Here is a 22,876-nt window from a genome sequence, read left to right on the forward strand (position 1 = left end):
TCGCCAGCTGGCAGGTCGCATCAATCGACTTGACCAATGGCGGACCTGTCAGTGATGTGTCGGAACAGGTGTCAGCAATGTCTCCGGTCTAAACATCGAGCCGGGCGATGACACCGGAGTGAGTACAAGACTCCTCCCACTTGTCGTCCCTGCGAAAGCAGGGACCCATACTCCGCGGCCCCTGTCGTGAACGGGACTCGTCGTACCAGCATCGTTCAACGGTAGTCATTCGTGGTTATGGGTCCCTGCTTTCGCAGGGACGACACCGAGCATGTTGAACGGCCGGAGGTCATGGGTCTCGCGATCGCAGCGAGACGTCGCGCGTCAGGGCCGACAGCAAGACTCATGGATTGGCAGCAATCGCTCTACAATCACGTCAATAGCTCGGGGGCGGCGACAGGTCTGGCCCGGTAAATCTGCACAAATTACCGGCTTTCGAACCAAGGGTCGCCATGTCCGAGTTCCCGAGGGGCCCCGTCACGCCCGCCTTAATTGTTGAGGCACTGGAAGCAGTGGCCGGCCATCCGTCAAACGGACGTGCGGGCTTTGCCAAGGGCCAATGCGTCCACGGCACCTATATGCCGTCGCAGCAGGCGCAGGAAATCACGAGGTCGCGGAGCTTCACCAGGCCATCCCGCGTGCTGGCACGCTTCTCGGTGGGCGGCGGCAATCCCGATGTGGCGGATACCGACCATCTCGTGCCGCGTGGTTTCAGCTTCAGGCTTGGCGACACCGGTCATCGCTCGGACATCCTCGCGCAAAACGCTCCGGTTCATTATGCGAGGACGCTCGAGCAGATGCTGGCTTTCCTTGAAGTGCGCATCCCGGGACCCAATGGGCAGCCCGACGTCGAAAAGGTCAAGGCATTCTCTGCTGCCAATCCCGAAACGCTGCATCAGGCCAGCTACATCGCCGCGCGGCCGCTGCCGGCCAGTTTTGCCGGCACGACCTATTGGGGGGTGCACTCCTTCCCCGCCACGAATTCGATGGGCGAGACACGGTTCATCAAATTCAAGATCGCGCCGGTGGGCGGCGAGGTGACGCTGACAGCGGCGGAAGCCAGGGCGAAGTCGGCCGACTTCCTGCACGACGAACTCGAACAGCGGGTGGCGACAGGCAATATCCGCTTCAGTGTGATGGCGCTGCTCGACCGCCCCGGCGATCCTACCCTGGACCTGACCATCCGATGGCCCGACGAGGACGATCGCGAAGCTGTGCGATTGGGGACGATCGTGATCACCGGCGTCGAGCCGAACGACGCATGCGATGGCTCTATCTTCGATCCGGCAAATCTCGCCGATGGCATCGGTCGACCACCGGACGAGATCTTCGCAGCGCGCTCCGCCGCCTACGCCATCTCGCTGCGTCGCCGGTCAGGCGAGCCGCCGCGCACTGCCTGAAATCACCGATTGCCTTCGGACACGCCGCACATTTCACGGCGCCACACAGCCGGGCTGACCCCGACCACGGCTGAGAACACCCGTGTAAAGTGGCTCTGGTTGGCAAAGCCGGCCGATATCGCGATCTCGGCCAGCGGCAGTTCGCGCACGCCCATCAATTGCTTCGCGGCCTCCACGCGCTGACGAAGCAGCCACTGATGCGGCGGCTGGCCGGTGGAGATTCGGAACGCGCGCGAAAAATGGCTGACCGAGAGGCCGAATTCAGCCGCGATCTGTTGCGATGAAAGTTTTCCGCCAAGATCGGCGTCAAGCCTTTCACAGGCTCGTTTCATCTGCCAGGGCGCTAGACCACCGCGCGCGAGCTCCGCGACGCGCCGCATACCGCCATAGGTCTGCGCAACATGCGCGGTAAATGCGAGCATCGTGTAATCGACGAAGAGCTGGTTAATCTCAGCGGGCCGACGCAGCGCTTGCAGGAGCGACCCGCCAATATGACGGATGACCGCGTCATCATGACCGCCGCCGAGCTGGGAGGGGAGCTCGCCCACGCGCGGCGCGGCGGCCTGTGCAGCGATGCCGTCGAGCGCCGAGCGCGGAAGGTAGAAATGAAGGTGATGTAATGGCTGGTTGATGATGAAACGTGGATTTTTCTTCATGTCGTACAGGTGTGTTGCACCCGCACGAATATCGGTCTTGGTGGAACGCTTGCCGCGCTCCCAGCGCTCGGCGTTGGGGTAATCGTAAAGTTTCAGGCTGACAATATAGGCATCCTGAACATCCATCTCGCCGGAAGGGCCTTCCACAGGGGTATCATCCCGAACCTCAGTAACCGCGATTTCGGCATTGCGCAGCGAGCGCGTGATCAACGAGGATGCTGGATGCTCCAGATGAAAGTACTGGGTCACAGCCTGACCGTAGAAACCCATCGACTTCATATGCGCCGCCCCCTTGAGTGGAGTTGGACGGAATGAATGACCGCGATCGAGCGAAGGTCGCGACCATCGTGAGGATCACGCGGCAGCCTCCAGGGCAGCCCGTGATCATACTTCGCCTTCGGATACGCCATATTGCTCGCGACGCCACACGGCTGGACTGACCCCGACCGCGGCCGAGAACACCCGCGTAAAGTGGCTCTGGTTGGCAAAGCCGGCCGATATCGCGATCTCGGCCAGCGGCAGCTCGCGTACCGTCATCAACTGCTTGGCCGCGCTGATACGTTGGCGAAGCAGCCATTGATGCGGCGGCAAACCGGTGGAGATTCGAAAAGCCCGCGAAAAATGTCCGACCGAGAGGTCGAATTCAGCCGCGATCTGCTGCAACGAACGTTTTCCGCCCAAATCAGAATCAAGCCGTTCACAGGCCCGTTTCAACTGCCGGGGCGCAAGACCACCGCGCGCCGATTTGGTGACTTGCTGCAGTCCACCATAGGTCTGCGCAATATGCGCGCTGAACGCTAGCATCATGTGATCAACGAATAGTTGGTTCGTCTCGTCCGGCCGACGCAGCGCTTGTAGCAGCGCCGCACCGACATGACGCATGATCTTGTCGTCATGGCCGAAGCCGAATTGACAGGCGAGATCCCCGATGCGGGGTACACCGGCTTCCTCAGCGATGCGATCGAGCGCCGAACGCGGAAGAAGAAATTGGAGAGAGTGGAATGGCTTGTCGATGATATATCCCGGATCGCTCCTGAGGTCGTATAGATACGTTGTACCGGCTCTGACATCCGTCTTCATGACGCATTTGCCGTGATCCCAGAGCTCGCAGTCCGGGTAATCGTGAAGCTTCAGGCTGATGAAATAGGCCTCATCGGCCACTGAGCCGGAAAGACCCGGCTCGGGGTTATCACACTTGGTTTCGGTGACTGCGAGTTCGACGCCGCGCATCGAACGCGTGATCAGCGACGGCGGCGCCTGTCTCAGGTGCAACTGCCGCCCGACCCTCCGCGCGAAGGTGTCTGCCTGTGTCATGTGGGATGGTCTCATAGCAAGGAGCCAGACGAGGTGACCAGCCGATCGCCTCCGCAGTCATTATTGGTATTATCCGGTATCGGGATGCTGTGGTCTAGGTCAGCGGACGCTAGAACGGTATTGTGATTGCCTTGCGACGGACGATTTTCACAAATGATTTCAGTACCTGGCATCCGGTTGTGCTGACGACATCGATCAATACTGCTGACCTAACGCCCGCAGGCTGCCCATCGCGCGACGCCGCAGGCAAAATGTTGCAGCAGGATCAGGCAAAGCCCAGCGGTTTTGGGAAAGAAGCCGTAGTTCTCCTTGCCTAAAACGCGCGGCGAAGGCTCGCAGCATTTACCGGCATCAACCAACCGCGGACTCGAAGCAACGACGTCACGCGCCGTCCGTGAAGCCGGGCCGGTGGCACGCGTGTGGTCTCGCCAGACGAGTACAAGCCAATGAGCAAGCCAATCCGCCACGAAGCGTCAGAGGGGCCGCAGGCTGCGCCCGAGATGCGTCAGACCAATTTGCCGGGCAGCGACCATCGTACCGCCGAGGCCGAGATGGAGCGGGTGCTCGGGACCACGCCGTTTCACATGGCTTTGGATTCCTCGGGCGCCGGGATCGCGCATTGGAAGCATGATCCATTGCACGACGTCGTCGAGCCGATGACCCATCACGTCATCATGGCCTACAACGGCACGGTACAGCGCATGGAGCGGCGGACAGGGCGATCGCGCGTGACCGGCACGTTCCGGCCCGGCGTCGTGATCATCATCCCGGAAGGATCAAGCTCGCGATGGGACATCTCAAAGCCTGTCGACGTGGTTCAGCTCTATCTTCCGCACGCCACCCTCAGACGCGTGGCGGACGAAGTCGACGGCGCCACGCCAAGGGAAATCCTGGAGCGCACGGCGCATCCCGATCCCGTCACATCCCGGCTGCTGCTGAGCGCGGCAACTATCCTGGAGAGCAATGACGCCCTGGATACATTGTTCAGGCAGCAACTGACGGAGCTGCTGGCCACCCGTCTTCTCGTCGCGCATGCCAGCTCGACCGTCGCGGTCGAGCCGGTCAGGGGAGGATTGGCGCCGAAGGCGCTGCTTCGTGCGATCGAACGCCTGCGTTCAGACAGCGATACGGACGTGTCGCTGGCGGCTCTCGCATCGGAGGCCGGGCTGTCGCGCTTTCACTTCTGTCGCGCCTTCAAGGACAGCACCGGCCTTTCCCCCCATGCCTGGCTGCGCCAGTACCGGCTCGAACAGGCGATGAGCATGTTGCGTAACACGGATGCGTCGGTGGTGTCGGTGGCGGCGGAGCTCGGCTACGCCTCCCAGACCGCCTTTGCTGCCGCGTTCAAGAAGCTCACGGGCGAAACGCCGAGCGATTGGCGGAGGCGCGTGCGTTAGCGGCAATCGCTCTGGCAGGTAACTGAAATGTCTTCCGAACGCGAGGACGGCCCCATGGGCGACCCGATATTGCGCGCTCCCTTGCAAGACCCTCAGCCGCGTCCCTCCGAGGCGGACCCGGACAAACTACGTCGCGCCGATGTGGAGATGGCGCGTGTCCTCAAGACCGTCCCCCTGCAGATGGCTTCGGACCCATCCAATGGCTCCATCGCGCATTGGAAGCATGGGGCTCTGCACGACGTGGTCGAGCCGATGACCGATCATGTCATCATGACCTATCCCACCGGCGTTCAGCGCCTGGAGCGACGGACCGGGACGTCGGTCGCGATCGGAACGGCGCGTTCCGGCGTCGTGACGATCATTCCGGCCGGATCACAAGCCAGATGGGATATTCCCGGCATCGTCGATGTCATCCAGCTCTATCTTCCGCACACGACGCTCGCACGCGTTGCCCGTGAAGCCAATGCGCCCGCGCCCGGCGATCTTCTGGAGCGGACGGGACAGCCAGACCCCATCACGTCCGGATTGCTGATGAGTGCGGCGGATGTGCTGGATGGCAATGCGGCCCTGGATGCACTGTTCAGGCAGCAACTGACCGATATCCTGGCGACGCGCATTCTGGCCGGACACACCGGCGCACCAACCACGTTCGTGCCGATCATGGGCGGACTGTCTCCGCATGCTCTGCGACGCGCGATCGAACGCCTGCATTCCGACAGCGACGCTGACGTTTCGCTCGCGGCTCTCGCGTCGGAAGCCGGCCTGTCGCGCTTCCACTTCTGCCGTGCCTTCAAGGACAGCACCGGCCTTTCGCCCCATGCCTGGCTGCGGCAGCACCGGCTCGAGCAGGCGATGAACATGTTGCGCGATACCGACGCATCGATGGTGTCGATCGCGTCCGCACTCGGTTATGCGTCGCAGACCGCCTTCGCTGCCGCGTTCAGGAAACTGACCGGCGAAACGCCGTCCGATTGGCGGAGGCGTATGCGTTAGCCGCAATCTTTCTGCAAGCACGGCAATCGCTCTGGCGCAGTCGAAATCTCAATCCGTTAGGTCAATACGGTACCCAAGATCCGTATCGGATGGAGATCAACGATGACCTGGAGGAAATATCTCACCCTTCCTGCAATCGTCCCGCCACGGAGGGCGATAGCGAGCGCAGTCGTCTACGGCCTCTCGCTGGGCATCCGTTTCACGTCAGCCACCGGCGAGCAGGTCGAGGTTCACTCGCTCGCCACGGCGCCGATCATGACAACGGACGACGCTCCGCTATCCTACAATGGCTTTCCCCTGAGGCCAACGCAGCCGATTGCGCTTCGACTTGTCCAGCCGATGCTTGCCGGCCGTTGTCACGCGGCGTGCGGACACTCCATGCCGATGGCGCTGGCGGCGACATGCGGCGCGCCGTGAGCGCCGCCTAGAATTTATCTCACATCGTCGTGTCGTTGGCGATCGCGCCGGGCTCTCCCGGACGGCGGCGACGCGCGTGCGTCCCGGCGTCATGACGCCTGCCTGCGACATCCGATTCGACTCCCGAGCGCAACAACTTTTGGAGGACCACCATGTCGACCCTTCCTTACGCCGCCGAGCAGAAAGCCGGCACCCGCAGCTCGCCGTCGCGCCAGGCAGTCCGGCGCGCGGCGTTCGCGCTCGCCGCGGCACTCGGCGTCGCCAACGCTGCCGCGTTCGGCCACTACTACGTCACCACCGGCCGCTACCTGGAAACGACCGACGATGCCTATGTCAAAGCCGATTCCACGATTATCGCACCCAAGGTCTCCGGCTACATCGCCGAGGTGCTGGTTTCCGACAACGAACGGGTCAGGGCCGGCCAGACGCTGGCGCGGATCGACGACCGCGACTTCAAGGCCGCGCTGGGGCAGGCCCAGGCGGATGTCGCCGCGTCCGACGCTGCCGTCAAGAATCTCAACCTGCAGATCGAATTGCAGGAGCCGCTGATCCAGCAGCAGGCAGCCGAGGTCGACGCGATCGAGGCCAGCCTGAAATTCGCGCAGCAGGAGCGCGCCCGCTACGACGAACTCATGAAATCGGGTTCCGGCACGATCCAGCGCGCCCAGCAGACCGACGCGGCGTTGCGCACGCAGACTGCGCAGCTGCAGCAGGGCAAGGCGGGATTGCTGGCGGCCAACAAGAAGATCGAGGTGCTCGCGGCCCAGCGCGCGCAAGCCGTCGCGCAACTCAGCCGCGCGCGCGCGGTCGAACAGCAGGCCGCCCTGAACCTCTCCTATACCGAGATCACGGCACCGGTTGAGGGGACGGTCGGCGCACGAACGCTCCGCATCGGGCAGTATGTGCAGGCTGGAACGCAACTGATGGCAGTCGTGCCGCTCGACGCGGTTTACGTGGTCGCGAACTTCAAGGAGACCCAGCTTACCCATGTGCGCAATGGCCAGCCGGTCGAGCTGCGGGTCGACAGCTTCCATTCGATCAGGCTGAAGGGCCATGTCGACAGCCTGTCGCCGGCAAGCGGCCTGGAATTTGCGCTGCTGCCGCCCGACAACGCCACCGGCAATTTTACCAAGATCGTGCAACGCGTGCCGGTGAAGATCGCGCTCGACGATCACAGCCTCACGGGCCTGCTGCGGCCCGGCATGTCGGCGATCCCGACCGTCAACACCAAATCGGCCGCCGTCGCCGAACGTACCTCCGGGAAGCGGCTCGCTGCGCGCGGCGGCGGTCCCGCAGCCGACTGATGCATCACGCCCGCGCGCGAGGAGGCCACCATGACGACATTACAAGCTGTCGATGCCGCTCCCGCCAGCGACGGTCAGTCGCCGGCCGCCGGTCCTGCTGTCTCCGCAAAGACCTGGCTCGCGGTGACGGGGGCGACGCTCGGTGCCTTCATGGCGGTGCTCAACATCCAGATCGTCAACGCCTCGCTCGCCGACATTCAGGGCGGAATCGGCGCCGGCATCGATGACGGCGGCTGGATCTCGACGTCCTACCTGATCGCCGAGATCGTCGTGATCCCGCTCTCCGGATGGCTCGCCCAGGTGTTCTCGGTCCGCATCTATCTGCTCACCAACGCGTTCCTGTTCCTGGTGTTTTCGGCGGCGTGCGCACTGGCGCAGGACCTGCCGCAGATGATCGCGCTGCGCGCCGTGCAGGGCTTCACCGGTGGCGTACTGATCCCGATGGCGTTCACGCTCATCATCACGCTGTTGCCGAAGGCGAAGCAGACGATCGGCCTCGCGATGTTTGCGGTCTCCGCGACTTTCGCGCCCGCGATCGGTCCGACCATCGGGGGCTATCTCACCGAGAATTTCGGCTGGGAGTACATTTTCTACGTCAACGTCGTGCCTGGCGGGGTCATGATCGCCATGCTGTTCTTCTCGCTGGAATCGAAACCCATGAATCTGTCGCTGCTGCGCGAAGGCGACTGGGCCGGGATCATTACCATGGCGATCGGGCTCGCCGCGCTGCAGACCGTGCTGGAAGAGGGCAACAAGGACGACTGGTTCGGCTCGCCCTTCATCGTCCGGCTGGCAATCATTGCCGCGGTCGCACTGGTGTTGTTTCTCGCGATCGAGCTGACCGCGAAGCGGCCGTTGCTCAACCTGCGCATCCTGTTCCGCCGCAATTTCGGGTTTGGCGTTCTCGCGAACTTCCTGCTCGGCGTTTCGCTCTATGGCTCGGTCTACGTCCTGCCGGTCTACCTGTCCCGTATCCAGGGCTACAATTCGGAGCAGATCGGCATGGTGCTGGCATGGACCGGACTGCCGCAGCTCTTGCTGATCCCGCTGGTGCCTCGTCTGATGCAGCGCTTCGACGCACGTCTGGTGATCGGCATCGGCTTCGTGTTGTTCGGGGGCTCCAACTTCATGAACATCTATATGACGAACGACTATGCCGCCGACCAATTGTTCTGGCCGAATGTCATCCGCGCCTTTGGCCAGGCACTCGTGTTCGCCCCGCTTTCCGCGGTTGCGACCGCGGGCATCGAGCAGGAGAACGCCGGTTCCGCATCCGCCCTGTTCAACATGATGCGAAACCTCGGCGGCGCGATCGGCATCGCCGCGCTGCAGACGCTGCTCACGAAGCGCGAGCAATTCCACTCCAATGTGCTCTCGCAGCACGTCACGATGTTCGAGCAGGCGACCCGCACCCGGCTTGATCAGCTCACGCAGTATTTCATCAGCCATGGGGTGGTCGACCGGATGGATGCCGTCCACCACGCCTATGTCGCGATGGGCAAGGTGATCCAGAAGCAGGCCTTCATCCTCGGCTTCAGCGATACCTTCTATCTGCTGGGAGTATCGCAGATCGTCGCGCTGATGGCCGCTCTCATGCTCAGGAAGCCCGGCCGTCTCGATGCCGGCGGCGGGCACTGACCAGCTTCAAGGACATCGTCACCGCATCTCACGATCGGCAATATCAGCCGCAATCTCTCTGCAACGACGACAATCGCTCTGGGGCAGCTGCAGCGCCGGTTCGCTAATAGTCCAACCTACCGCAAACACGCCTCAACGCGGCGTGGCCGGTCAGCAGGAGACGAACATGAACCTACACAACACCTCGCTCCCCATTAAGTCGGAGCCCGAAGAGCTGGTGCCGTCGCGCTATGCGCTGCGGATCGGCGAGATTGACGTGCTGGTCGTCAGCGATGGTGTGCTGCCGCTCCCATCCCAGATGCTGGCACATAATGCCGACCCGGCGGTTCGCGCGGCCTGGTTGAAGGACATGTTCCTGCCGCCGGACGCGTTCGATTGGGCGCTGAACGTGGTTGTGGTCCGCAGTGATGGGAAAACCATCCTGATCGACGCCGGGCTCGGATCCGATCCGGACCTGCATCTGCCGCGCGCCGGGCAGACGATCAAGCGACTGGAGGCCGCCGGCATCGATCTTGCGGCCGTGACCGACGTGGTGCTGACCCATATGCACATGGACCATGTCGGCGGGCTGCTCGTCGACGGCGTCAAGGAGAGGCTGCGTCCGGACCTGCGGATCCACGTGGCCGCCGCCGAAGTCAAATTCTGGGAGGCGCCGGATTTCTCCCGCGTCTCGATGCCGCCGGGCTTCCCGGACGCGCTTCGTGCAACTGCCAAGCGGTTCGCGAACGAATACCGCGGCAATCTGCGGACGTTCGATGACGAGCACGAGGTGGCGCCGGGCGTGGTTGTCCGCCGCACCGGCGGTCACACCCCCGGGCACAGCGTGGTCCGCCTCGCATCCGGCGGCGACCGGCTGACATTCGCCGGCGATCTCGTGTTCACCGTCGGGTTCGAACACCCCGACTGGCACAACGGCTTCGAACACGACCCCGAGGAGGCGGCCCGCGCCAGAATTCGCCTGCTGCGGGAGCTGGCGGCGAACCGCGAATTGCTGGTGGCGACGCATATGCCGTTCCCATCCGTCGGTCATGTCGCGGTTGATGGCGACGCCTTCCGCTGGGTCCCGGCGTTCTGGGACTACTGACCGCTTGCTGGGTTAGAGCTGAACCGGGGCGCGGGCTCATCATGTTGACGAGTTCGCGCCCTGGGGCGCAGCCGGGCGCTATGCGACACCGGCGACCGCCGCGTGGATGGCACGGCAGTGTTGCGCCAGGGCGTTGTGCGCGACCACGAACGCCTTCAACGGCGTGTCGATGTCGTAGAAGTAGATATTGGCCACGAAGCCATAGATGCCGGCGTCGATGGACGTCGGCGTGTTGCCATGCACGTAGCCTTGCCGCGAGATCAGGTTCGCCAGTGCGGCGAGATCGGCGAGCCCGCGGGCCATCGCGGCGTCGGGCTCGAAGCGGCCGATGCCCTGGTAATGATAGCGTTGCGCGTTGAACTCCCTGGCCTTCATCAAGCCGTCGTCGGTAAGGTCCGGATGCTCACGCTTGAGCGCATCGCGGAACTTCGGCCAGTAGCGCTCGTCCTTCCAGCGCGAGTAGGACATCACCCAGTAGAGATCGTCGAGCGTCCGCGTGACGAGGAGATCGGTGGTGCGTTGCGCCGGCGTCAGCGCCGCATCCAGCGTCACGCCGTATTTTTCGGTGACATAGCGGAGGATGGTCTCGCTGTCGCCGACGGTGTCATCGCCGTCGACGATATAGGGCAATTGCTGGCGCGGCGCCTTCGACGCATCAAAGATGTGCTCATGCCGGAACGGCACGCGCGCGAGCTTGAGAAAAGCGAACACCTTCAGACCGTAACCGTTGTTGTCGGCGACGCCGAACAACGGCGGATAGGAATAGAGCGTGAGCATGGCGGCTCGTCACGTTCAGGATGGACGAAGGTACCTCAAGAATGATCGGTTGGAAACGCTGGCCAACCGCGCCGTGCTCGGGCGGATAACGATTGGTCGGTGGGCGTTGATCCTGATGTCTCGCGCCCCGAATTTCGGCGAAGTCATGTTGGCTTCTCAAACACGTAAAATCTGCTAGATTTTGTCTGGCCAGCCCTCGGCAGTCACGTGCCGAAAGAAAGGGCGGCGATCGTCCCATTGATCCGCGCGCGCCTTTTTCTTGCGCGTCGGCTATCTCGATTTACGCACGGCCTTCGCAGCGTTGGCACCAGTGCGCGCATTTCGTTGACGGACCTTTTTGAAGCCAGAAATCGATCAGAGTTCTATCGGCATATTTAATTGATTGGAGACGTCGTCATGATCCGTATCGGATCGTTAGCGCTCGTTGTCGGCGCGGTATTGACCAGCCCGGCCAGCGCACAATCGGACCTAGTCGAGCGCGGTGATTATCTGGTCAATGGCATCCTGGCCTGCGGCAACTGCCATACGCCGAAGGGGCCATCGGGGGATATCCCGGATAAGGCATTTTCCGGCGGCGCGTCGTGGGATGAGCCGCCTTTCAAGGTCACCGCCCCGAACGTGACGCAGGACAAGGAAACCGGCATCGGCAACTACACCGACGCCGAGCTCAAGCAATTGCTGCGGAAGGGCGTCAAGCGCAACGGCGAACGTGTGGCCATGGTCATGCCAAGCGGCTTCTATGAGATCATGACCGACCGGGATATCGATGCGGTGATCGCTTATCTGCGGACGCTCAAGCCGATCAAGAATGCGGTGCCGGAGCCAATCTACAGGATGGCGCAAGGACATCCGGTCCCACCGGGCGGTGAAAGCCCGTACACCGAGGCGATGTTGAGCGGCAAGGTGCAGCAAGGGTTCTACCTCGCTACTATCGCGCACTGCATGGCGTGTCATACGCCGATGGGGCCGCAAGGGCTGGAATTCGCAACCAAGCTGGGCGCCGGCGGCAGGGATTTTCCGGGAGCATGGGGCTTGTCGGTTTCCAGGAATATCACCTCCAGCAAGACGAAGGGCATCGGCGGCTGGACTGATGACGCGATCAAACGCGCCATCACGCAGGGCGTCAGCAACGATGGCGGCAAGCTCAATCCGCCCATGGGCTTCCATTACTACGCCACTCTGGCAGCTGCCGACCTCGACGCCATCGTCGCCTATTTGCGTACGGTGCCGGCAAAAGAATAGTCTGACGGCCGCTTCTGGCGGGCAATGACGATGGAGAGGCGTAGACCCGGTGAGGGTCCGCGCCTCGCATATCGCCTGCTGCGTTCACGCCTTCGAGATGCCGCCGTCGATCACCGGTCCCATCGGCTCGTAGCGTTCGCCGCTGAAGCGCGTCAGTTGCAGTTGCTCGAGCGGATAGTAGTCGGTCGGCGAGGTGTTGATCCTGATGCCCGGCAGCAGCATGTCGGATTCGACGTCCCGCAAATTCGCCGCCTGCTTGATGATGTTTTCGGACGAGACATCGTCGCCGCACTGCTTGAGCACCTGGACCAGGATCTGGCTGGTGAGATAGCCGGTGACCGCGTAGATGTCGTTCTTGGCGGCTGCCGGATCGTATTTGTCGAGGAAGGCACGCCATTTCCGGATGGCGGGGTCGTTGTCCCAGGCGGCGTCGACGGGATCCTTCAGATAGGCGCTCGAGATGATCCCCTTGGACACGTCGAACCCCGCGGCCTTCAGCGTCGAGCCCGCGGAGGAGGCGTTGTTGCCGATGTAATGCGCCGGCTGCCAGCCGAGTTCGGCGATCTTCTTGATACCTTGGGCGGCGAATTTCGGTGTGGTCATGCTCATGAACACATTTGCACCGGCGGATTTGCAGCGGACCACCTGGCTGTCGATCGTCGGGTCAGCGGTTTCGTAGGACAGCTCGGCAACGATCGCGGACGTCTTGGCGCCAAGTCCGTCCTTGAAACCCTTCAGCACGTCGCGTCCGAAATCGTCGTTCTGGTAGACAATGCCGATCTTGGCATCCGGCTGTGTCGCGAGAACGTGTTGCGCGAAGGCGCGCCCTTCGATCTGATAGCAGGGCTGGAAACCCATGGTGTAGGGGAAATTCTTGTGGTCGCCGAACTTGGTCGCGCCCGAGGCGATGAAGAGGTGCGGGACCTTCTTCAGGTTCATGTACTTCATGATCGCTGCGTTGGTGGGCGCACCGAGCGGCGCAAACAGAACATCGATCTCGTCGCCTTCGACGAGCTTGCGCGCCTGTTCCACCGTCTTGGCCGGGCTGTAGGCGTCGTCATAGGTGATGTACTTGATCATGCGGCCGTTGATGCCGCCTTGCTCGTTGATCATCTTGAAATAGCCGCCGGGAGTGCGGCCGATCGACGAATAGACCGCGGCTGGTCCCGAATAGGCGTCGATGTTGCCGATCACGATCTCGGTCTTGCCCTCGATCTTGCCCTTGGCGATCGCGGGCCTGCCGAGCAGCAGCGTGGCCGACGTGGCGGCCGCGCTCTTGATGAGATGACGGCGGGATAGCTGGATTGAACGGTTCCTTGGCATAGTAGTTCTCCGCTTCTTCTTGTTGGCCGTTTTGGCATTGTTGGCCGTTTGGCAGCCTCTGACGGGCATGTCGGCTCGAAGCATTCCGCAATTCCGAGCCCGATCAAGCCAGTCTAGGAGAGGAGCGCGTCCGGACTTGTGTGCAGTCGCTATCATCACGAATATTGGCGGCGGTGTCAGGATGCGGAGCGGCGCGGCGGATCTGATGATCCGAGCCGCACCGCGTATCACAGGCGATCAGGCCGGCAGCGCCCGGCTTGCCACGCCACCGTATGCCTTCAACGGGCGCACCGGGAAGACGCGATCGTAGGCGATGTTGAACACGAACGCGTAGACCAGATAGAACGCGACGATCGAGATATCCATCATCAGCGCGGCCCACAGCGAGATGCCGAGGTACCAGGCGACGAACGGGATCAGCAGCACGATCAGGCCGGCTTCGAACAGCATCGCGTGCGCAACGCGGATCGGCATCGTCTTGACGACACGGCCGGTGAAGCGGACCAGCGCATGGTCGAAGCCGAGATTGAACAGCAAGTTCCAGATCGTCGCCACCGTCGCCGAGACAACGCCGATGACGCCCGTATGGGCGACCGGCTGATTGAACAGCCAGGCGGCCGCCGGCGTGAAGATGGCGATACCGATCAGCTCGAACAGGACTGCGTGCCTGATCCGGTCGGAGAAGGAACGCATGGACATTTTGAAACCCTTTCTTGTCGTTGTGACCGGATTTCTATCTGGTATTGTGGGATTACAAAGTTAGATAATATCTGTAAAAGAGATAGATGGCCGTTTCCATGGACCAGCTCGAATCCTTCGTGGCGGCGGCCGAGCAAGGCTCGTTCTCCGGCGCAGCGCGGCTTCTGAAGAAGGCGCAATCAGCCGTCAGCACACACGTCGCCAATTTGGAAACCGATCTCGGACTCGCGCTGTTCGACCGGACCGGCCGCAACCCGGCGCTCACCGAAGCGGGTGCGCGGCTGTTGCCGGAAGCAAAATTGATCCTCGATCGCCGCGAGCATCTGATCGGTGTTGCCAGTAGCTTCGAGGCGCATGTCGAGAAGCGCCTGGTGGTGGCGATCGACGAGCTCTATCCGGAGAGCGCGGTCGGCGAGCTGTTTGCGGAGTTCGCCACGCGCTTCCCGCATGTCGAGCTCGAGCTGCTGTTTCCGATCATGGAGGACGTCAGCCGCCTCGTGCTCGACGGCAAGGCCGACGTCGGCGTGATGTGGCGGCAGGAGCAGCTGCCGCCCGAGCTTGGTTTCAAGACCATCGGCTGGGTGCCACTGCAGCTCGTGTGCGGCAAGAACCATCCACTGGCACATGGGCGGGTGGACTGGGAGGAGCTGAAGCGGCATCGCCAGATCATGGTCACGGTGCGCAACGAGGGAACCGAGCGGCATCGGCTGCGTGTCGCGGCGGAGGTGTGGTGGGTCGAGAGCCACTGGGTGATCCTGCAAATCCTCAAGCACGGTGTCGGCTGGGCGCTGATCCCGGCGCACATCATGGCGAGCTCGCAGGTCGCCGAGGACCTTGCCATTCCCGAACTGGAATTCGACGAGGGCGCGCATCCCGTCGCGCTCGAAGTGGTCTGGCACAAGCAGCGGCCGGCGGGGCCGGCGGCAAAATGGCTGCGCCGCCGTTTCGCCACGCGGCCGCCGATGCTCCGCCTGTGAGCGGCGGCGCGCGCACCGTCGCGGATCGCATGGGAGCTGACATCGCGACCGCGATGTGTTGCGATGCGCGCCGCACTGACCTGACAGGGTGAAGACGATGGCGAAGCAGTTGGAAGGCAAGGTCGCGGCGGTGACCGGGGCGGCATCGGGTATCGGACTTGCGAGCAGCGAGGCGATGCTGGCCGCCGGCGCGCGCGTGGTGATGGTCGACCGCGACGCCGCCGCGCTCGCGGCGCTCGCCGGCACGCATGGCGATGCCGCGATCCCGCTGGTGATCGACCTGCTCGACCCGAATGCCTGCGCGACGCTGTTGCCGCGCGTGCTGGAGAAAGCCGGCCAGCTCGACATCCTGCATGCCAATGCCGGCATCTATGTCGGCGGCGACCTCGTCGATGCCGATAGCGCCGCGATCGACCGGATGCTGAACCTCAACGTCAATGTCGTGATGAAGAACGTGCACGACGTGCTGCCGCACATGATCGCGCGGGCGACCGGCGACATCATCGTCACAAGCTCGCTCGCCGCGCATTTCCCGACGCCGTGGGAGCCGGTCTATGCCTCGTCGAAATGGGCGATCAACTGTTTCGTGCAGACGGTGCGGCGCCAGGTGTTCAAGCACGGCATCCGCGTCGGTTCGATCTCGCCGGGGCCCGTGATCAGCGCGCTGCTCGCCGACTGGCCGGCCGAGAAGCTGCAGGAAGCCAAGGCCGCCGGCAGCCTGCTGGAGGCGAGCGAAGTCGCCGAGGTCGTGATGTTCATGCTGACCCGGCCGCGCGGCATGACCATCCGCGACGTCGTGATGCTGCCGACGAATTTCGATCTGTAGCGCGGCGGCCCGCCGGACCTCGTCTCAGGCGGCGCCGCGATCGAGCGCCGGCGCGGGGTCCTTCTTCGTCAGCCGGCGCAGCGCCGCGACATTGGTGGCGACCGAGGCCATGCGGCACTGGGCCTTGCCGGCGGATTTGGCCTCGTAGAGCGCGGCATCGGCAACCGCCAGCAACTCTTCGGCCTCGGCGCCGTGCTCGGGCGATACGGCGACACCGACGCTGACGCCGACCTTCGCAAAGATACCGTCGGCGAGCCGGTAGGGCATGGTGACGGCCTGGATGATGCGATGGCCGACGGTAAGCGCCTGCTCGGCGGTGATGCCGTTGGCCAGCACCACGAATTCGTCGCCGCCAAGCCGCGCGATCACGTCGGTCTCCGGCAGCGCGCGCCGCAGCCGCTCGGCGGCCAGTATCAGCACCTGGTCGCCGGCGGCGTGGCCATAGGTGTCGTTGACCGGCTTGAAATTGTCGAGGTCGAAGAACAGCAGCGCGAACGGCCCGCCATGTCCGGCCGCGGCCTCGAGCTTTGCGTTCAGCGCGGCGACGAAACCGGCGCGATTGCGCAGGCCGGTGAGGGTGTCGTGATGGGCGAGGTGGCCGTTCTCGCGCTCGGCGCGCATGGTCGCGATCAGCATCTTGTTGAGACGGAAGGCTGCAACCGTCATCGCCGTGAGATACAGCGGCACCTGCAGGAAGACGATGAACAGCAGCGGCTCGCCGGCAAGCGCTGCACCCGGCACGATCGGGCCGAGGCTGAGCAGGATCATGGTTCCGGCGAGGCGGGGAGCGCTGAAGTTGCGGAAGCAGATGCCGCCGACCATCGCCGCCGCCGACAGCGAGGCCAGCAGCGCGACCACCCAGTCGCCGCTGGCAAGGCTGATCAGGATGCCGAAGCCGACGCTGGCGCTCCAGGCGACCGCAAGCACGAGGTGCAGATCGGTCGGGGTGGGCCGCTGCTCGCGCGCGGCGCGATGCGCAACCACGAGCACCGCCAGTCGCGACAGGCAGATGACGAGTTCGAGCACGACCCAGGTGATGAACAGCGCGGTCGGCTCGCGGATCGCAATCACGGCCGCGACTGCGACCGTGTTGACGGCGCCGGCCGCGAACACCGGCAGCGAGCCGTAGAGATCGCCGATCAGCGCCGCGCGGATGTCGTCAGGCACGCCGGGTCCGGCGTCGGCGAGCCAGCGCGTCACGCCCCAGCGCGGCTGGCTATATCGTCCTTTTTCGGACTGCATTGTTCTTGCCCCGTACTTTCACGTGGCAAGAAACCCGACCGGCCCTAACAGGTCTCTAAGGCTGGTCTCGATCACGCAACGTGATTGATGGGTCGTAAATCCGCGCCGCCACCGCGTCATCCGGACGCAGCGGTCGCCGCCGCATCGACGTCCGGTCATTCGGCTGTCACCTCGTTCGACTGTGATGGCGCCGAAAATCGCAACAGCGAGGCGGGGCATTCATGGCTTATCTTGGGGTCACCGCGACCTGGATCGGGATTGCCGCCTGCATTTTGCAGTCGGCGCTGTTCTCCGGCCTCAATCTCGCGGTGTTCAGCCTCAGCCTGCTGCGGCTGCAGATCGAGGCGGACAGCGGCAATCGCAATGCGGTGCGGGTGCTCGAGCTGCGCAAGAGCGCCAACCAGATCCTCGCCACCATCATCTGGGGCAATGTCACCACCAATGTGCTGCTGACGCTGCTGTCGGATTCGGTGCTGGCCGGCGTCGGCGCGTTCGTGTTCTCGGCCTTCGCGATCACGCTGCTCGGCGAGATCTTCCCGCAGGCCTATTTCTCGCGCAACGCGCTGGCGATGACCGCGCGGTTTCTGCCGTTCCTGAATTTCTATCGCATCGTGCTGTTCCCGCTGGCGAAGCCGACCGCAATGGTGCTCGATTGGTGGCTGGGGGCGGAAGGTATCACCTATCTGCGCGAGCAGGACATCAGGCAGATGATCGCCCGCCATGTCGTCGACGGCGGCGACATCAGTCGGGTGGAGGCGACCGGCGCGCAGAACTTCCTTGACCTCGACGACGTCTCCGTCTGCGACGAGGGCGAGGTGATCGATCCCGACAGCATCCTGAGCCTGCCGCTCGCCAATCAGCGCTGCGTGCTGCCGAAATTCGACCGCGTGCCCGACGATCCGTTTCTGCGCCGGATCGATGCGTCGGGAATGAAATGGGTGATCGTGACCGATCTCGCCGGTGAGCCGGTGTTCGTGCTCGATGCCCATCACTTCCTGCGCGATGCGCTGTTCAATCAGCTCGAGAGCGATCCGACGGCCTATTGGCACCGGCCGATCATCGTGCGCGACGCCAAGGCGCGGCTCGGCGATGTGATCGGGCTGATGAAGGTGGTGCCGGAGACGCCGGGCGACGACGTGATCGAGCACGACCTGATCCTGGTGTGGAGCGGTCAGAAGCGCATCATCACCGGCTCGGACCTGCTCGGGCGGCTGCTGCGCGGCATTGCGACCGTGGAGAAGCGCTCGGCGGCCTAGACGAAGGCTTGCCGACCGCTGCCGTCGTAACGGGCAAAGCGGCATGGAAACTGCATGTTTGTCGGCGTCCGGCGGCATAAAATGCGGCCGGGCGCCGATCAATGCCGGCGTCGGTACAGCGTGCCAACGCCTAAGGAGGAAGCCTCATGAAACGCGAAGACCTCACCGAAAAGCTGCTCGACATCAAGCGCGAGAACGGCTGGAGCTGGAAGTACATCTGCGAAAAGATCGGCGGTTATTCCGAAGTCTTGATAACGGGCGCGATCCTCGGCCAGATGAAATTGACAAAGCCGCAGGCGGCCAATGCCGGTGAATTGTTCGGGCTGACGAAGGCCGAGATCGCGATGCTCAACGAGGTGCCGATGCGCGGCACCGGCACGCCGATGCCGCCGACCGATCCCCTGATCTACCGCTTCTACGAGATGGTGATGGTCAACGGTCCGGCGTGGAAGGCGCTGATCGAGGAGGAGTTCGGCGACGGCATCATGTCGGCGATCGACTTCGACATGGCGCTGGAGCGCGTCGCCAATCCGAAGGGCGACCGCGTCAAGATCACGATGTCGGGCAAATTCCTGCCGTACAAATATTACGGCGCCAGCGGCAACGTGCCGGAGTATGGCTTCAAGGAAGGTTGAGGACGGATGGCGAGTAGCGAACCGGGTTCTCCATTCGCTACTCGCTACCCTCTCAGCTCTTGGCGGCAGCGAACGCCTCGCGAAGGTCCTTCACCGGCGCCATGTCGCGGACGAAGGTGAACGCGCCGTTATCCTTCATCTCGCGGGCGCACCGCAGGAACGCAGCCAGCGCGTGGCGCTCCATCGCGCCACCGACGCTGATGCGCTTGACGCCGGCGGCCGACAGCTGCTCGACCGTCAAGGTCGGATCGGCAAAGCCCATCACGAGATTGAACGGCCGCTTCACGGCCGAGACCACGGTCTTGATGGTGCCGATGTCGTAAAGGCCAGGTGAATACAACACGTCGGCGCCGGCGGCCTCGAACGCCTGCAACCGCCTGATGGTGTCGTCGAGGTCCTTGCGTCCCCAGAGGAAATTCTCCGCCCGCGCCGTCAGCGTGAACGGGAACGGCAGGGCCCGTACCGCTTCGACCGCGGCCTGCACCCGCTCGACTGCAAGCGAGAAATCGTAGATCGGACGCTCGCGGTCGCCGGTCGAGTCCTCGATCGAGCCGCCGACGACGCCGGCTTCGGCCGCGCGCGCGATCGCCTTTGCCGCGGTCTTCGGATCATCGGCGCCGCAATTCTCCAGGTCGGCGTTGACGGGCAGGTCGGTGGCCTCCGAGATCACCCGGCAGTTCTCGATGATGGCATCGAGGGAGATCGTGGCCTGGCCGAGCGTGTTGGCGACCCCGAGGCTGGTGGTCGCGAGCGCCTCGAAGCCCATCGCCGCGAGCAGCTTCGCCGTGCCGGCGTCCCACGGATTTGGAATGATGAAGGCGCCGGGCCGCTGATGCAACTCGCGAAACCGTGCTGCCTTGTCTGCCTGGGTGCGCATGTGAACTCCTGATGGTTGGAAAAGCGACTGGCAGCAGCGATAGGGCGGTTTCGGTCATCAGACAAATTTGTTATTCCTCTCGATATCATCAGCTTTTTGCATGAGGCGGGAATGGACAGCGACGCGCTCAACACGTTCCTGGTGGTGCACCGCCGCGGCGGGATCTCCAATGCCGCCAAGGCGCTGCATCGCTCGCAGCCGGCGATCTCGAGGCGCATCGCGCTGCTCGAGCAGGAGCTCGGCGTGCCCTTGTTCGAGCGGATCGAAGGCAAGACGCGGCTCAGCGATGCCGGACGGGTGATGGTGCCTTATGCCGAACGGGCGGTGGCGGCAGCGCAGGATGCCGAGAACGCGGTGCGCGCGCTGCTGCGCGACAATTCCGGTCCGGTGGCGTTGGCGGTGACGGGCACGCTTGCGGGCGAGCGGCTCTCGAAGGTGCTGAAGCGCTTCGCCCGCCAGCATCCCGACGTTACGCTGACGCTGCGCACCGCGACCAGCGCGGAGGTCAGCGATTTGATCCGGCGCGGCGAAGCGACGATCGGGCTGCGCTACGATCGCGACCGCTCAGGCGAGCTCGATTGCGAGGTGCTGCGCGCCGAGCCGCTCGGGGTGGTCTGCGCGCCGGATCATCGCCTGGCCGGACGCCGGGTCGGCCGTCTCGCCGACCTCAGGGACGAGCGGTGGATCGCGTTTCCCGAAGTGCCGGGACGGCGCGAGATCACCGCCTCGCATGTGTTCGCCCTGTTCCTGACCCACGGGCTCGGCGAGATCGCCTGGACGCCGGTCGACAGCCTGACCGCGCAGAAGCGGCTGGTCGAGGCCGGGCTCGGGATCGCGCTGCTGTCACAGAGCAATGCGGCGGAGGAGCTGCGCGCCGCGACGATCGCGACGATTCGCGTCGGCAATCTCAGCGCAAGCCACGAGGTCGTCGCGGTGACGCGGCATGGCGGCTTTCTCAGCGCCGCGTCGCGCCGCCTGCTCGACATCATTCGCGCCGAGTTCACCAGGGCGAGGGGTACAAACACGTCGCGCCGGAGCAATGTCCGGCGCGCGTAGAAGGTCGAAACAGGAGCGCTGCGGGCGTGAGCCCAGGTTCGCGCCTTCAGGTTCCTGCTATCAGCTTCCTGCCTTCACTTGGGTCACGGCAACGGCCAGCAGCTCATCCATCTTGGCGCGGATGTCGCGCTCGGTGGCGGGCTGGCCCTTGGCGGTGAGGTCCTTCAGCACCTTGTGCAGGACGTCATTGTCGCCGGCTTCCTCGAAGTCGGCGGCCACCACATCCTTGGCATAGGCGTTGGCGGCGTCGCCCGAGATGCCGAGCTTCTCGGCGGCCCATAAGCCCAGCAGTTTGTTCCGGCGCGCTTCCGCCTTGAACTTCAGCTCCTCGTCGAGGGCGAACTTCTTCTCGAAACCTTCCTCGCGCTTGTCGAATTCGTTCATAGCCGAAGTTCCAATCCCCTGCTGAATGCGGGCCGCGGCTCGTTGCGGCAGGCCCGATGCCTGCCTAGATAGTTGGGAGGAATCGGCAAGACAACGAGCCGTTAAGCCGCAGGCAAAACAGGCGGAATCGGCCCTTTTCGATAGGGCGGTATAAGTGCCCGCAAGGGGGCACTATCGATTGTGCTGGATGGGCCAATCAGATAGGTTGCCAACAGGTGTGGTTCTTGTTCTGTTTCCAGTTGGATAGCTCAGGTTCCAGGCCTCCGCGGCAGCTCCGTCGTGGGTCGTAACCCCAAGTCATCCGGAGCACCCAAATTCATGGATTTCAACAAAACACGGTACATCCCAATGAGCCGTCGACGCCGCATTTATGAAGGCAAGGCCAAGGTGCTTTACGAAGGCCCCGAGCCGGGAACCCTGATCCAGCACTTCAAGGACGACGCGACCGCGTTCAATGCCAAGAAACACCAGGTGATCGAGGGCAAGGGCGTCCTCAACAACCGGATTTCGGAGTACCTGTTTCAGCACCTCAACGACATCGGGGTGCCGACCCACTTCATCCGCCGCCTCAACATGCGCGAGCAGCTGATTCGCGAGGTCGAGATCGTGCCGCTCGAGGTGGTGGTGCGGAACGTCGCCGCCGGCTCGCTGTCGCAGCGGCTCGGGATCGAGGAGGGCACCCAGCTGCCGCGCTCGATCATCGAATTCTATTACAAGAACGACCAGCTCAACGACCCGATGGTGTCGGAAGAGCACATCACCGCGTTCGGCTGGGCGACGCCCCAGGAGATCGACGACATCATGGCGCTGGCCATCCGTGTCAACGACTTCCTGACCGGTCTTTTCCTCGGCATCGGCATCCGCCTCGTCGACTTCAAGATGGAGTGCGGGCGGCTGTTCGAGAACGAGATGATGCGGATCATCGTCGCCGACGAGATCTCGCCGGACTCCTGCCGGCTGTGGGACATCAAGTCGAACGAGAAGCTCGACAAGGATCGTTTCCGCCGGGATCTGGGTGGTCTGCTCGAGGCGTACACCGAGGTCGCAAAGCGGCTCGGCATTCTGATCGAAAACGAGCGGCCGGCCGGCAGCGGCCCGGTGCTGGTGAAGAGCTAAGGTTAAGGGGCAATCGTGAAGGCACGTGTGACTGTTACGTTGAAGTCGGGCATCCTCGATCCGCAGGGCAAGGCGATCGAGGGCGCGCTGAAGTCGCTCGGCGTCGACGGCATCGCCAGCGTTCGGCAGGGCAAGGTGTTCGACATCGAGCTCGCCGCGACCGACAAGGCCAAGGCGGAGGCGGCACTGAAGGCCGCCGCCGACAAGCTGCTGGCGAACACCGTGATCGAGAACTACCGGGTCGAGGTTCTGAGCTAGCCGGG

General features: G+C 63.6%; 22 protein-coding genes. 14 read left to right on the top strand and 8 right to left on the bottom strand.

All coding sequences use genetic code 11. The annotated features are described in order from the left end of the window. Positions 1-452 precede the first annotated feature (452 nt). Entirely contained in the window at positions 453-1,400 is a 948-nt protein-coding gene (locus FBZ93_RS29595; protein WP_146990918.1) for a catalase family peroxidase, read from the top strand. A 2-nt stretch (positions 1,401-1,402) separates the two neighbouring features. On the opposite strand, the gene FBZ93_RS29600 is transcribed toward FBZ93_RS29595, so the two are convergent. Continuing rightward, a complete protein-coding gene (locus tag FBZ93_RS29600; protein WP_146990920.1) occupies positions 1,403-2,335 on the bottom strand; it encodes a helix-turn-helix domain-containing protein in 933 nt (310 codons plus the stop codon). 105 nt (positions 2,336-2,440) lie between these two features. Further along, complete coding sequence (locus FBZ93_RS29605; RefSeq protein ID WP_146990922.1) at positions 2,441-3,370, bottom strand: helix-turn-helix domain-containing protein; 930 nt, start codon at positions 3,368-3,370, stop codon at positions 2,441-2,443. Positions 3,371-3,816: 446 nt separating this feature from the next. Here FBZ93_RS29605 and FBZ93_RS29610 point away from each other — a divergent pair, with 446 nt between their 5' ends. From FBZ93_RS29610 to FBZ93_RS29630, 5 genes are all read left to right on the top strand, one after another. Next, entirely contained in the window at positions 3,817-4,767 is a 951-nt protein-coding gene (locus FBZ93_RS29610; RefSeq protein ID WP_146990924.1) for a helix-turn-helix transcriptional regulator, read from the top strand. 54 nt (positions 4,768-4,821) lie between these two features. After that, the gene (locus FBZ93_RS29615) at positions 4,822-5,760 is read left to right on the top strand and encodes a helix-turn-helix transcriptional regulator (protein ID WP_146990926.1); all 939 of its coding nucleotides are present in this window, start codon (positions 4,822-4,824) and stop codon (positions 5,758-5,760) included. A 569-nt stretch (positions 5,761-6,329) separates the two neighbouring features. Further along, positions 6,330-7,481: an HlyD family secretion protein gene (locus tag FBZ93_RS29620; protein WP_146990928.1), complete on the top strand. Its 1,152-nt coding sequence runs from the start codon at positions 6,330-6,332 to the stop codon at positions 7,479-7,481. Between the two features lie 30 nt (positions 7,482-7,511). After that, positions 7,512-9,119: an MDR family MFS transporter gene (locus FBZ93_RS29625; RefSeq protein WP_146990930.1), complete on the top strand. Its 1,608-nt coding sequence runs from the start codon at positions 7,512-7,514 to the stop codon at positions 9,117-9,119. 166 nt (positions 9,120-9,285) lie between these two features. After that, the gene (locus FBZ93_RS29630) at positions 9,286-10,203 is read left to right on the top strand and encodes an MBL fold metallo-hydrolase (protein WP_146991189.1); all 918 of its coding nucleotides are present in this window, start codon (positions 9,286-9,288) and stop codon (positions 10,201-10,203) included. A gap of 78 nt (positions 10,204-10,281) precedes the next feature. Here FBZ93_RS29630 and FBZ93_RS29635 read toward each other — a convergent pair whose 3' ends face one another. After that, positions 10,282-10,980 carry a glutathione S-transferase C-terminal domain-containing protein gene (locus FBZ93_RS29635; protein ID WP_146990931.1) on the bottom strand — a complete coding sequence of 233 codons (699 nt, stop codon included), beginning with the start codon at positions 10,978-10,980 and terminating at the stop codon, positions 10,282-10,284. A gap of 396 nt (positions 10,981-11,376) precedes the next feature. On the opposite strand from FBZ93_RS29635, the gene FBZ93_RS29640 reads away from it, so the two are divergent. Continuing rightward, on the top strand, positions 11,377-12,222 hold the full coding sequence (locus tag FBZ93_RS29640; protein WP_246667699.1) for a c-type cytochrome: 846 nt from the start codon (positions 11,377-11,379) through the stop codon (positions 12,220-12,222). 84 nt (positions 12,223-12,306) lie between these two features. Here FBZ93_RS29640 and FBZ93_RS29645 read toward each other — a convergent pair whose 3' ends face one another. Together FBZ93_RS29645 and FBZ93_RS29650 are read right to left on the bottom strand one after the other, a co-directional pair. Continuing rightward, complete coding sequence (locus FBZ93_RS29645; RefSeq protein WP_146990933.1) at positions 12,307-13,545, bottom strand: ABC transporter substrate-binding protein; 1,239 nt, start codon at positions 13,543-13,545, stop codon at positions 12,307-12,309. Positions 13,546-13,782: 237 nt separating this feature from the next. After that, positions 13,783-14,244 (bottom strand): PACE efflux transporter, encoded by a 462-nt coding sequence (locus tag FBZ93_RS29650; RefSeq protein ID WP_167529268.1) that lies wholly within the window; start codon positions 14,242-14,244, stop codon positions 13,783-13,785. Positions 14,245-14,330: 86 nt separating this feature from the next. On the opposite strand from FBZ93_RS29650, the gene FBZ93_RS29655 reads away from it, so the two are divergent. Together FBZ93_RS29655 and FBZ93_RS29660 are read left to right on the top strand one after the other, a co-directional pair. Then, a complete protein-coding gene (locus FBZ93_RS29655) occupies positions 14,331-15,221 on the top strand; it encodes a LysR family transcriptional regulator (RefSeq protein ID WP_146990935.1) in 891 nt (296 codons plus the stop codon). A gap of 97 nt (positions 15,222-15,318) precedes the next feature. Further along, positions 15,319-16,047, top strand: a complete 729-nt coding sequence (locus FBZ93_RS29660) for an SDR family oxidoreductase (protein ID WP_146990937.1) — start codon at positions 15,319-15,321, stop codon at positions 16,045-16,047. Between the two features lie 24 nt (positions 16,048-16,071). On the opposite strand, the gene FBZ93_RS29665 is transcribed toward FBZ93_RS29660, so the two are convergent. Further along, positions 16,072-17,289: a GGDEF domain-containing protein gene (locus FBZ93_RS29665; RefSeq protein WP_146990939.1), complete on the bottom strand. Its 1,218-nt coding sequence runs from the start codon at positions 17,287-17,289 to the stop codon at positions 16,072-16,074. Positions 17,290-17,510: 221 nt separating this feature from the next. Between FBZ93_RS29665 and FBZ93_RS29670 the strand changes: the two genes are divergently transcribed. Together FBZ93_RS29670 and cynS are read left to right on the top strand one after the other, a co-directional pair. Continuing rightward, positions 17,511-18,545 carry a DUF21 domain-containing protein gene (locus tag FBZ93_RS29670; protein ID WP_146990941.1) on the top strand — a complete coding sequence of 345 codons (1,035 nt, stop codon included), beginning with the start codon at positions 17,511-17,513 and terminating at the stop codon, positions 18,543-18,545. Positions 18,546-18,691: 146 nt separating this feature from the next. Further along, positions 18,692-19,180, top strand: a complete 489-nt coding sequence (cynS, locus tag FBZ93_RS29675) for a cyanase (RefSeq protein ID WP_074128076.1) — start codon at positions 18,692-18,694, stop codon at positions 19,178-19,180. 52 nt (positions 19,181-19,232) lie between these two features. Here cynS and FBZ93_RS29680 read toward each other — a convergent pair whose 3' ends face one another. Further along, a complete protein-coding gene (locus FBZ93_RS29680) occupies positions 19,233-20,057 on the bottom strand; it encodes an isocitrate lyase/PEP mutase family protein (RefSeq protein WP_146990943.1) in 825 nt (274 codons plus the stop codon). A 111-nt stretch (positions 20,058-20,168) separates the two neighbouring features. On the opposite strand from FBZ93_RS29680, the gene FBZ93_RS29685 reads away from it, so the two are divergent. Beyond that, positions 20,169-21,113: a LysR family transcriptional regulator gene (locus tag FBZ93_RS29685; RefSeq protein WP_146990944.1), complete on the top strand. Its 945-nt coding sequence runs from the start codon at positions 20,169-20,171 to the stop codon at positions 21,111-21,113. 60 nt (positions 21,114-21,173) lie between these two features. Here the strand turns inward: FBZ93_RS29685 and FBZ93_RS29690 are convergent, their stop codons facing one another. Then, positions 21,174-21,497: a DUF1476 domain-containing protein gene (locus FBZ93_RS29690; protein ID WP_146990946.1), complete on the bottom strand. Its 324-nt coding sequence runs from the start codon at positions 21,495-21,497 to the stop codon at positions 21,174-21,176. A 348-nt stretch (positions 21,498-21,845) separates the two neighbouring features. Between FBZ93_RS29690 and purC the strand changes: the two genes are divergently transcribed. Beyond that, on the top strand, positions 21,846-22,613 hold the full coding sequence (gene purC / locus FBZ93_RS29695) for a phosphoribosylaminoimidazolesuccinocarboxamide synthase (protein WP_016843454.1): 768 nt from the start codon (positions 21,846-21,848) through the stop codon (positions 22,611-22,613). A gap of 15 nt (positions 22,614-22,628) precedes the next feature. After that, positions 22,629-22,871 carry a phosphoribosylformylglycinamidine synthase subunit PurS gene (purS, locus tag FBZ93_RS29700; protein WP_021077860.1) on the top strand — a complete coding sequence of 81 codons (243 nt, stop codon included), beginning with the start codon at positions 22,629-22,631 and terminating at the stop codon, positions 22,869-22,871. Positions 22,872-22,876 lie beyond the last annotated feature (5 nt).

This window comes from Bradyrhizobium macuxiense (genome assembly GCF_007993935.1).
Taxonomy (GTDB): domain Bacteria; phylum Pseudomonadota; class Alphaproteobacteria; order Rhizobiales; family Xanthobacteraceae; genus Bradyrhizobium; species Bradyrhizobium macuxiense_A.

Excerpts from the sequence above, each read along its gene's own strand:
- FBZ93_RS29625 (WP_146990930.1), top strand. The coding sequence starts at position 7,512 with ATGACGACATTACAAGCTGTCGATGCCGCTCCCGCCAGCGACGGTCAG.
- FBZ93_RS29680 (WP_146990943.1), bottom strand. The coding sequence starts at position 20,057 with ATGCGCACCCAGGCAGACAAGGCAGCACGGTTTCGCGAGTTGCATCAG.
- FBZ93_RS29665 (WP_146990939.1), bottom strand. The coding sequence starts at position 17,289 with ATGCAGTCCGAAAAAGGACGATATAGCCAGCCGCGCTGGGGCGTGACG.
- FBZ93_RS29600 (WP_146990920.1), bottom strand. The coding sequence starts at position 2,335 with ATGAAGTCGATGGGTTTCTACGGTCAGGCTGTGACCCAGTACTTTCAT.
- cynS (WP_074128076.1), top strand. The coding sequence starts at position 18,692 with ATGAAACGCGAAGACCTCACCGAAAAGCTGCTCGACATCAAGCGCGAG.
- FBZ93_RS29615 (WP_146990926.1), top strand. The coding sequence starts at position 4,822 with ATGGGCGACCCGATATTGCGCGCTCCCTTGCAAGACCCTCAGCCGCGT.
- FBZ93_RS29640 (WP_246667699.1), top strand. The coding sequence starts at position 11,377 with ATGATCCGTATCGGATCGTTAGCGCTCGTTGTCGGCGCGGTATTGACC.
- FBZ93_RS29645 (WP_146990933.1), bottom strand. The coding sequence starts at position 13,545 with ATGCCAAGGAACCGTTCAATCCAGCTATCCCGCCGTCATCTCATCAAG.
- FBZ93_RS29655 (WP_146990935.1), top strand. The coding sequence starts at position 14,331 with ATGGCCGTTTCCATGGACCAGCTCGAATCCTTCGTGGCGGCGGCCGAG.
- purC (WP_016843454.1), top strand. The coding sequence starts at position 21,846 with ATGAGCCGTCGACGCCGCATTTATGAAGGCAAGGCCAAGGTGCTTTAC.
- FBZ93_RS29620 (WP_146990928.1), top strand. The coding sequence starts at position 6,330 with ATGTCGACCCTTCCTTACGCCGCCGAGCAGAAAGCCGGCACCCGCAGC.
- FBZ93_RS29610 (WP_146990924.1), top strand. The coding sequence starts at position 3,817 with ATGAGCAAGCCAATCCGCCACGAAGCGTCAGAGGGGCCGCAGGCTGCG.
- FBZ93_RS29635 (WP_146990931.1), bottom strand. The coding sequence starts at position 10,980 with ATGCTCACGCTCTATTCCTATCCGCCGTTGTTCGGCGTCGCCGACAAC.
- FBZ93_RS29670 (WP_146990941.1), top strand. The coding sequence starts at position 17,511 with ATGGCTTATCTTGGGGTCACCGCGACCTGGATCGGGATTGCCGCCTGC.
- FBZ93_RS29595 (WP_146990918.1), top strand. The coding sequence starts at position 453 with ATGTCCGAGTTCCCGAGGGGCCCCGTCACGCCCGCCTTAATTGTTGAG.
- FBZ93_RS29605 (WP_146990922.1), bottom strand. The coding sequence starts at position 3,370 with ATGACACAGGCAGACACCTTCGCGCGGAGGGTCGGGCGGCAGTTGCAC.
- FBZ93_RS29685 (WP_146990944.1), top strand. The coding sequence starts at position 20,169 with ATGGACAGCGACGCGCTCAACACGTTCCTGGTGGTGCACCGCCGCGGC.
- FBZ93_RS29690 (WP_146990946.1), bottom strand. The coding sequence starts at position 21,497 with ATGAACGAATTCGACAAGCGCGAGGAAGGTTTCGAGAAGAAGTTCGCC.
- FBZ93_RS29650 (WP_167529268.1), bottom strand. The coding sequence starts at position 14,244 with ATGTCCATGCGTTCCTTCTCCGACCGGATCAGGCACGCAGTCCTGTTC.
- FBZ93_RS29660 (WP_146990937.1), top strand. The coding sequence starts at position 15,319 with ATGGCGAAGCAGTTGGAAGGCAAGGTCGCGGCGGTGACCGGGGCGGCA.
- FBZ93_RS29630 (WP_146991189.1), top strand. The coding sequence starts at position 9,286 with ATGAACCTACACAACACCTCGCTCCCCATTAAGTCGGAGCCCGAAGAG.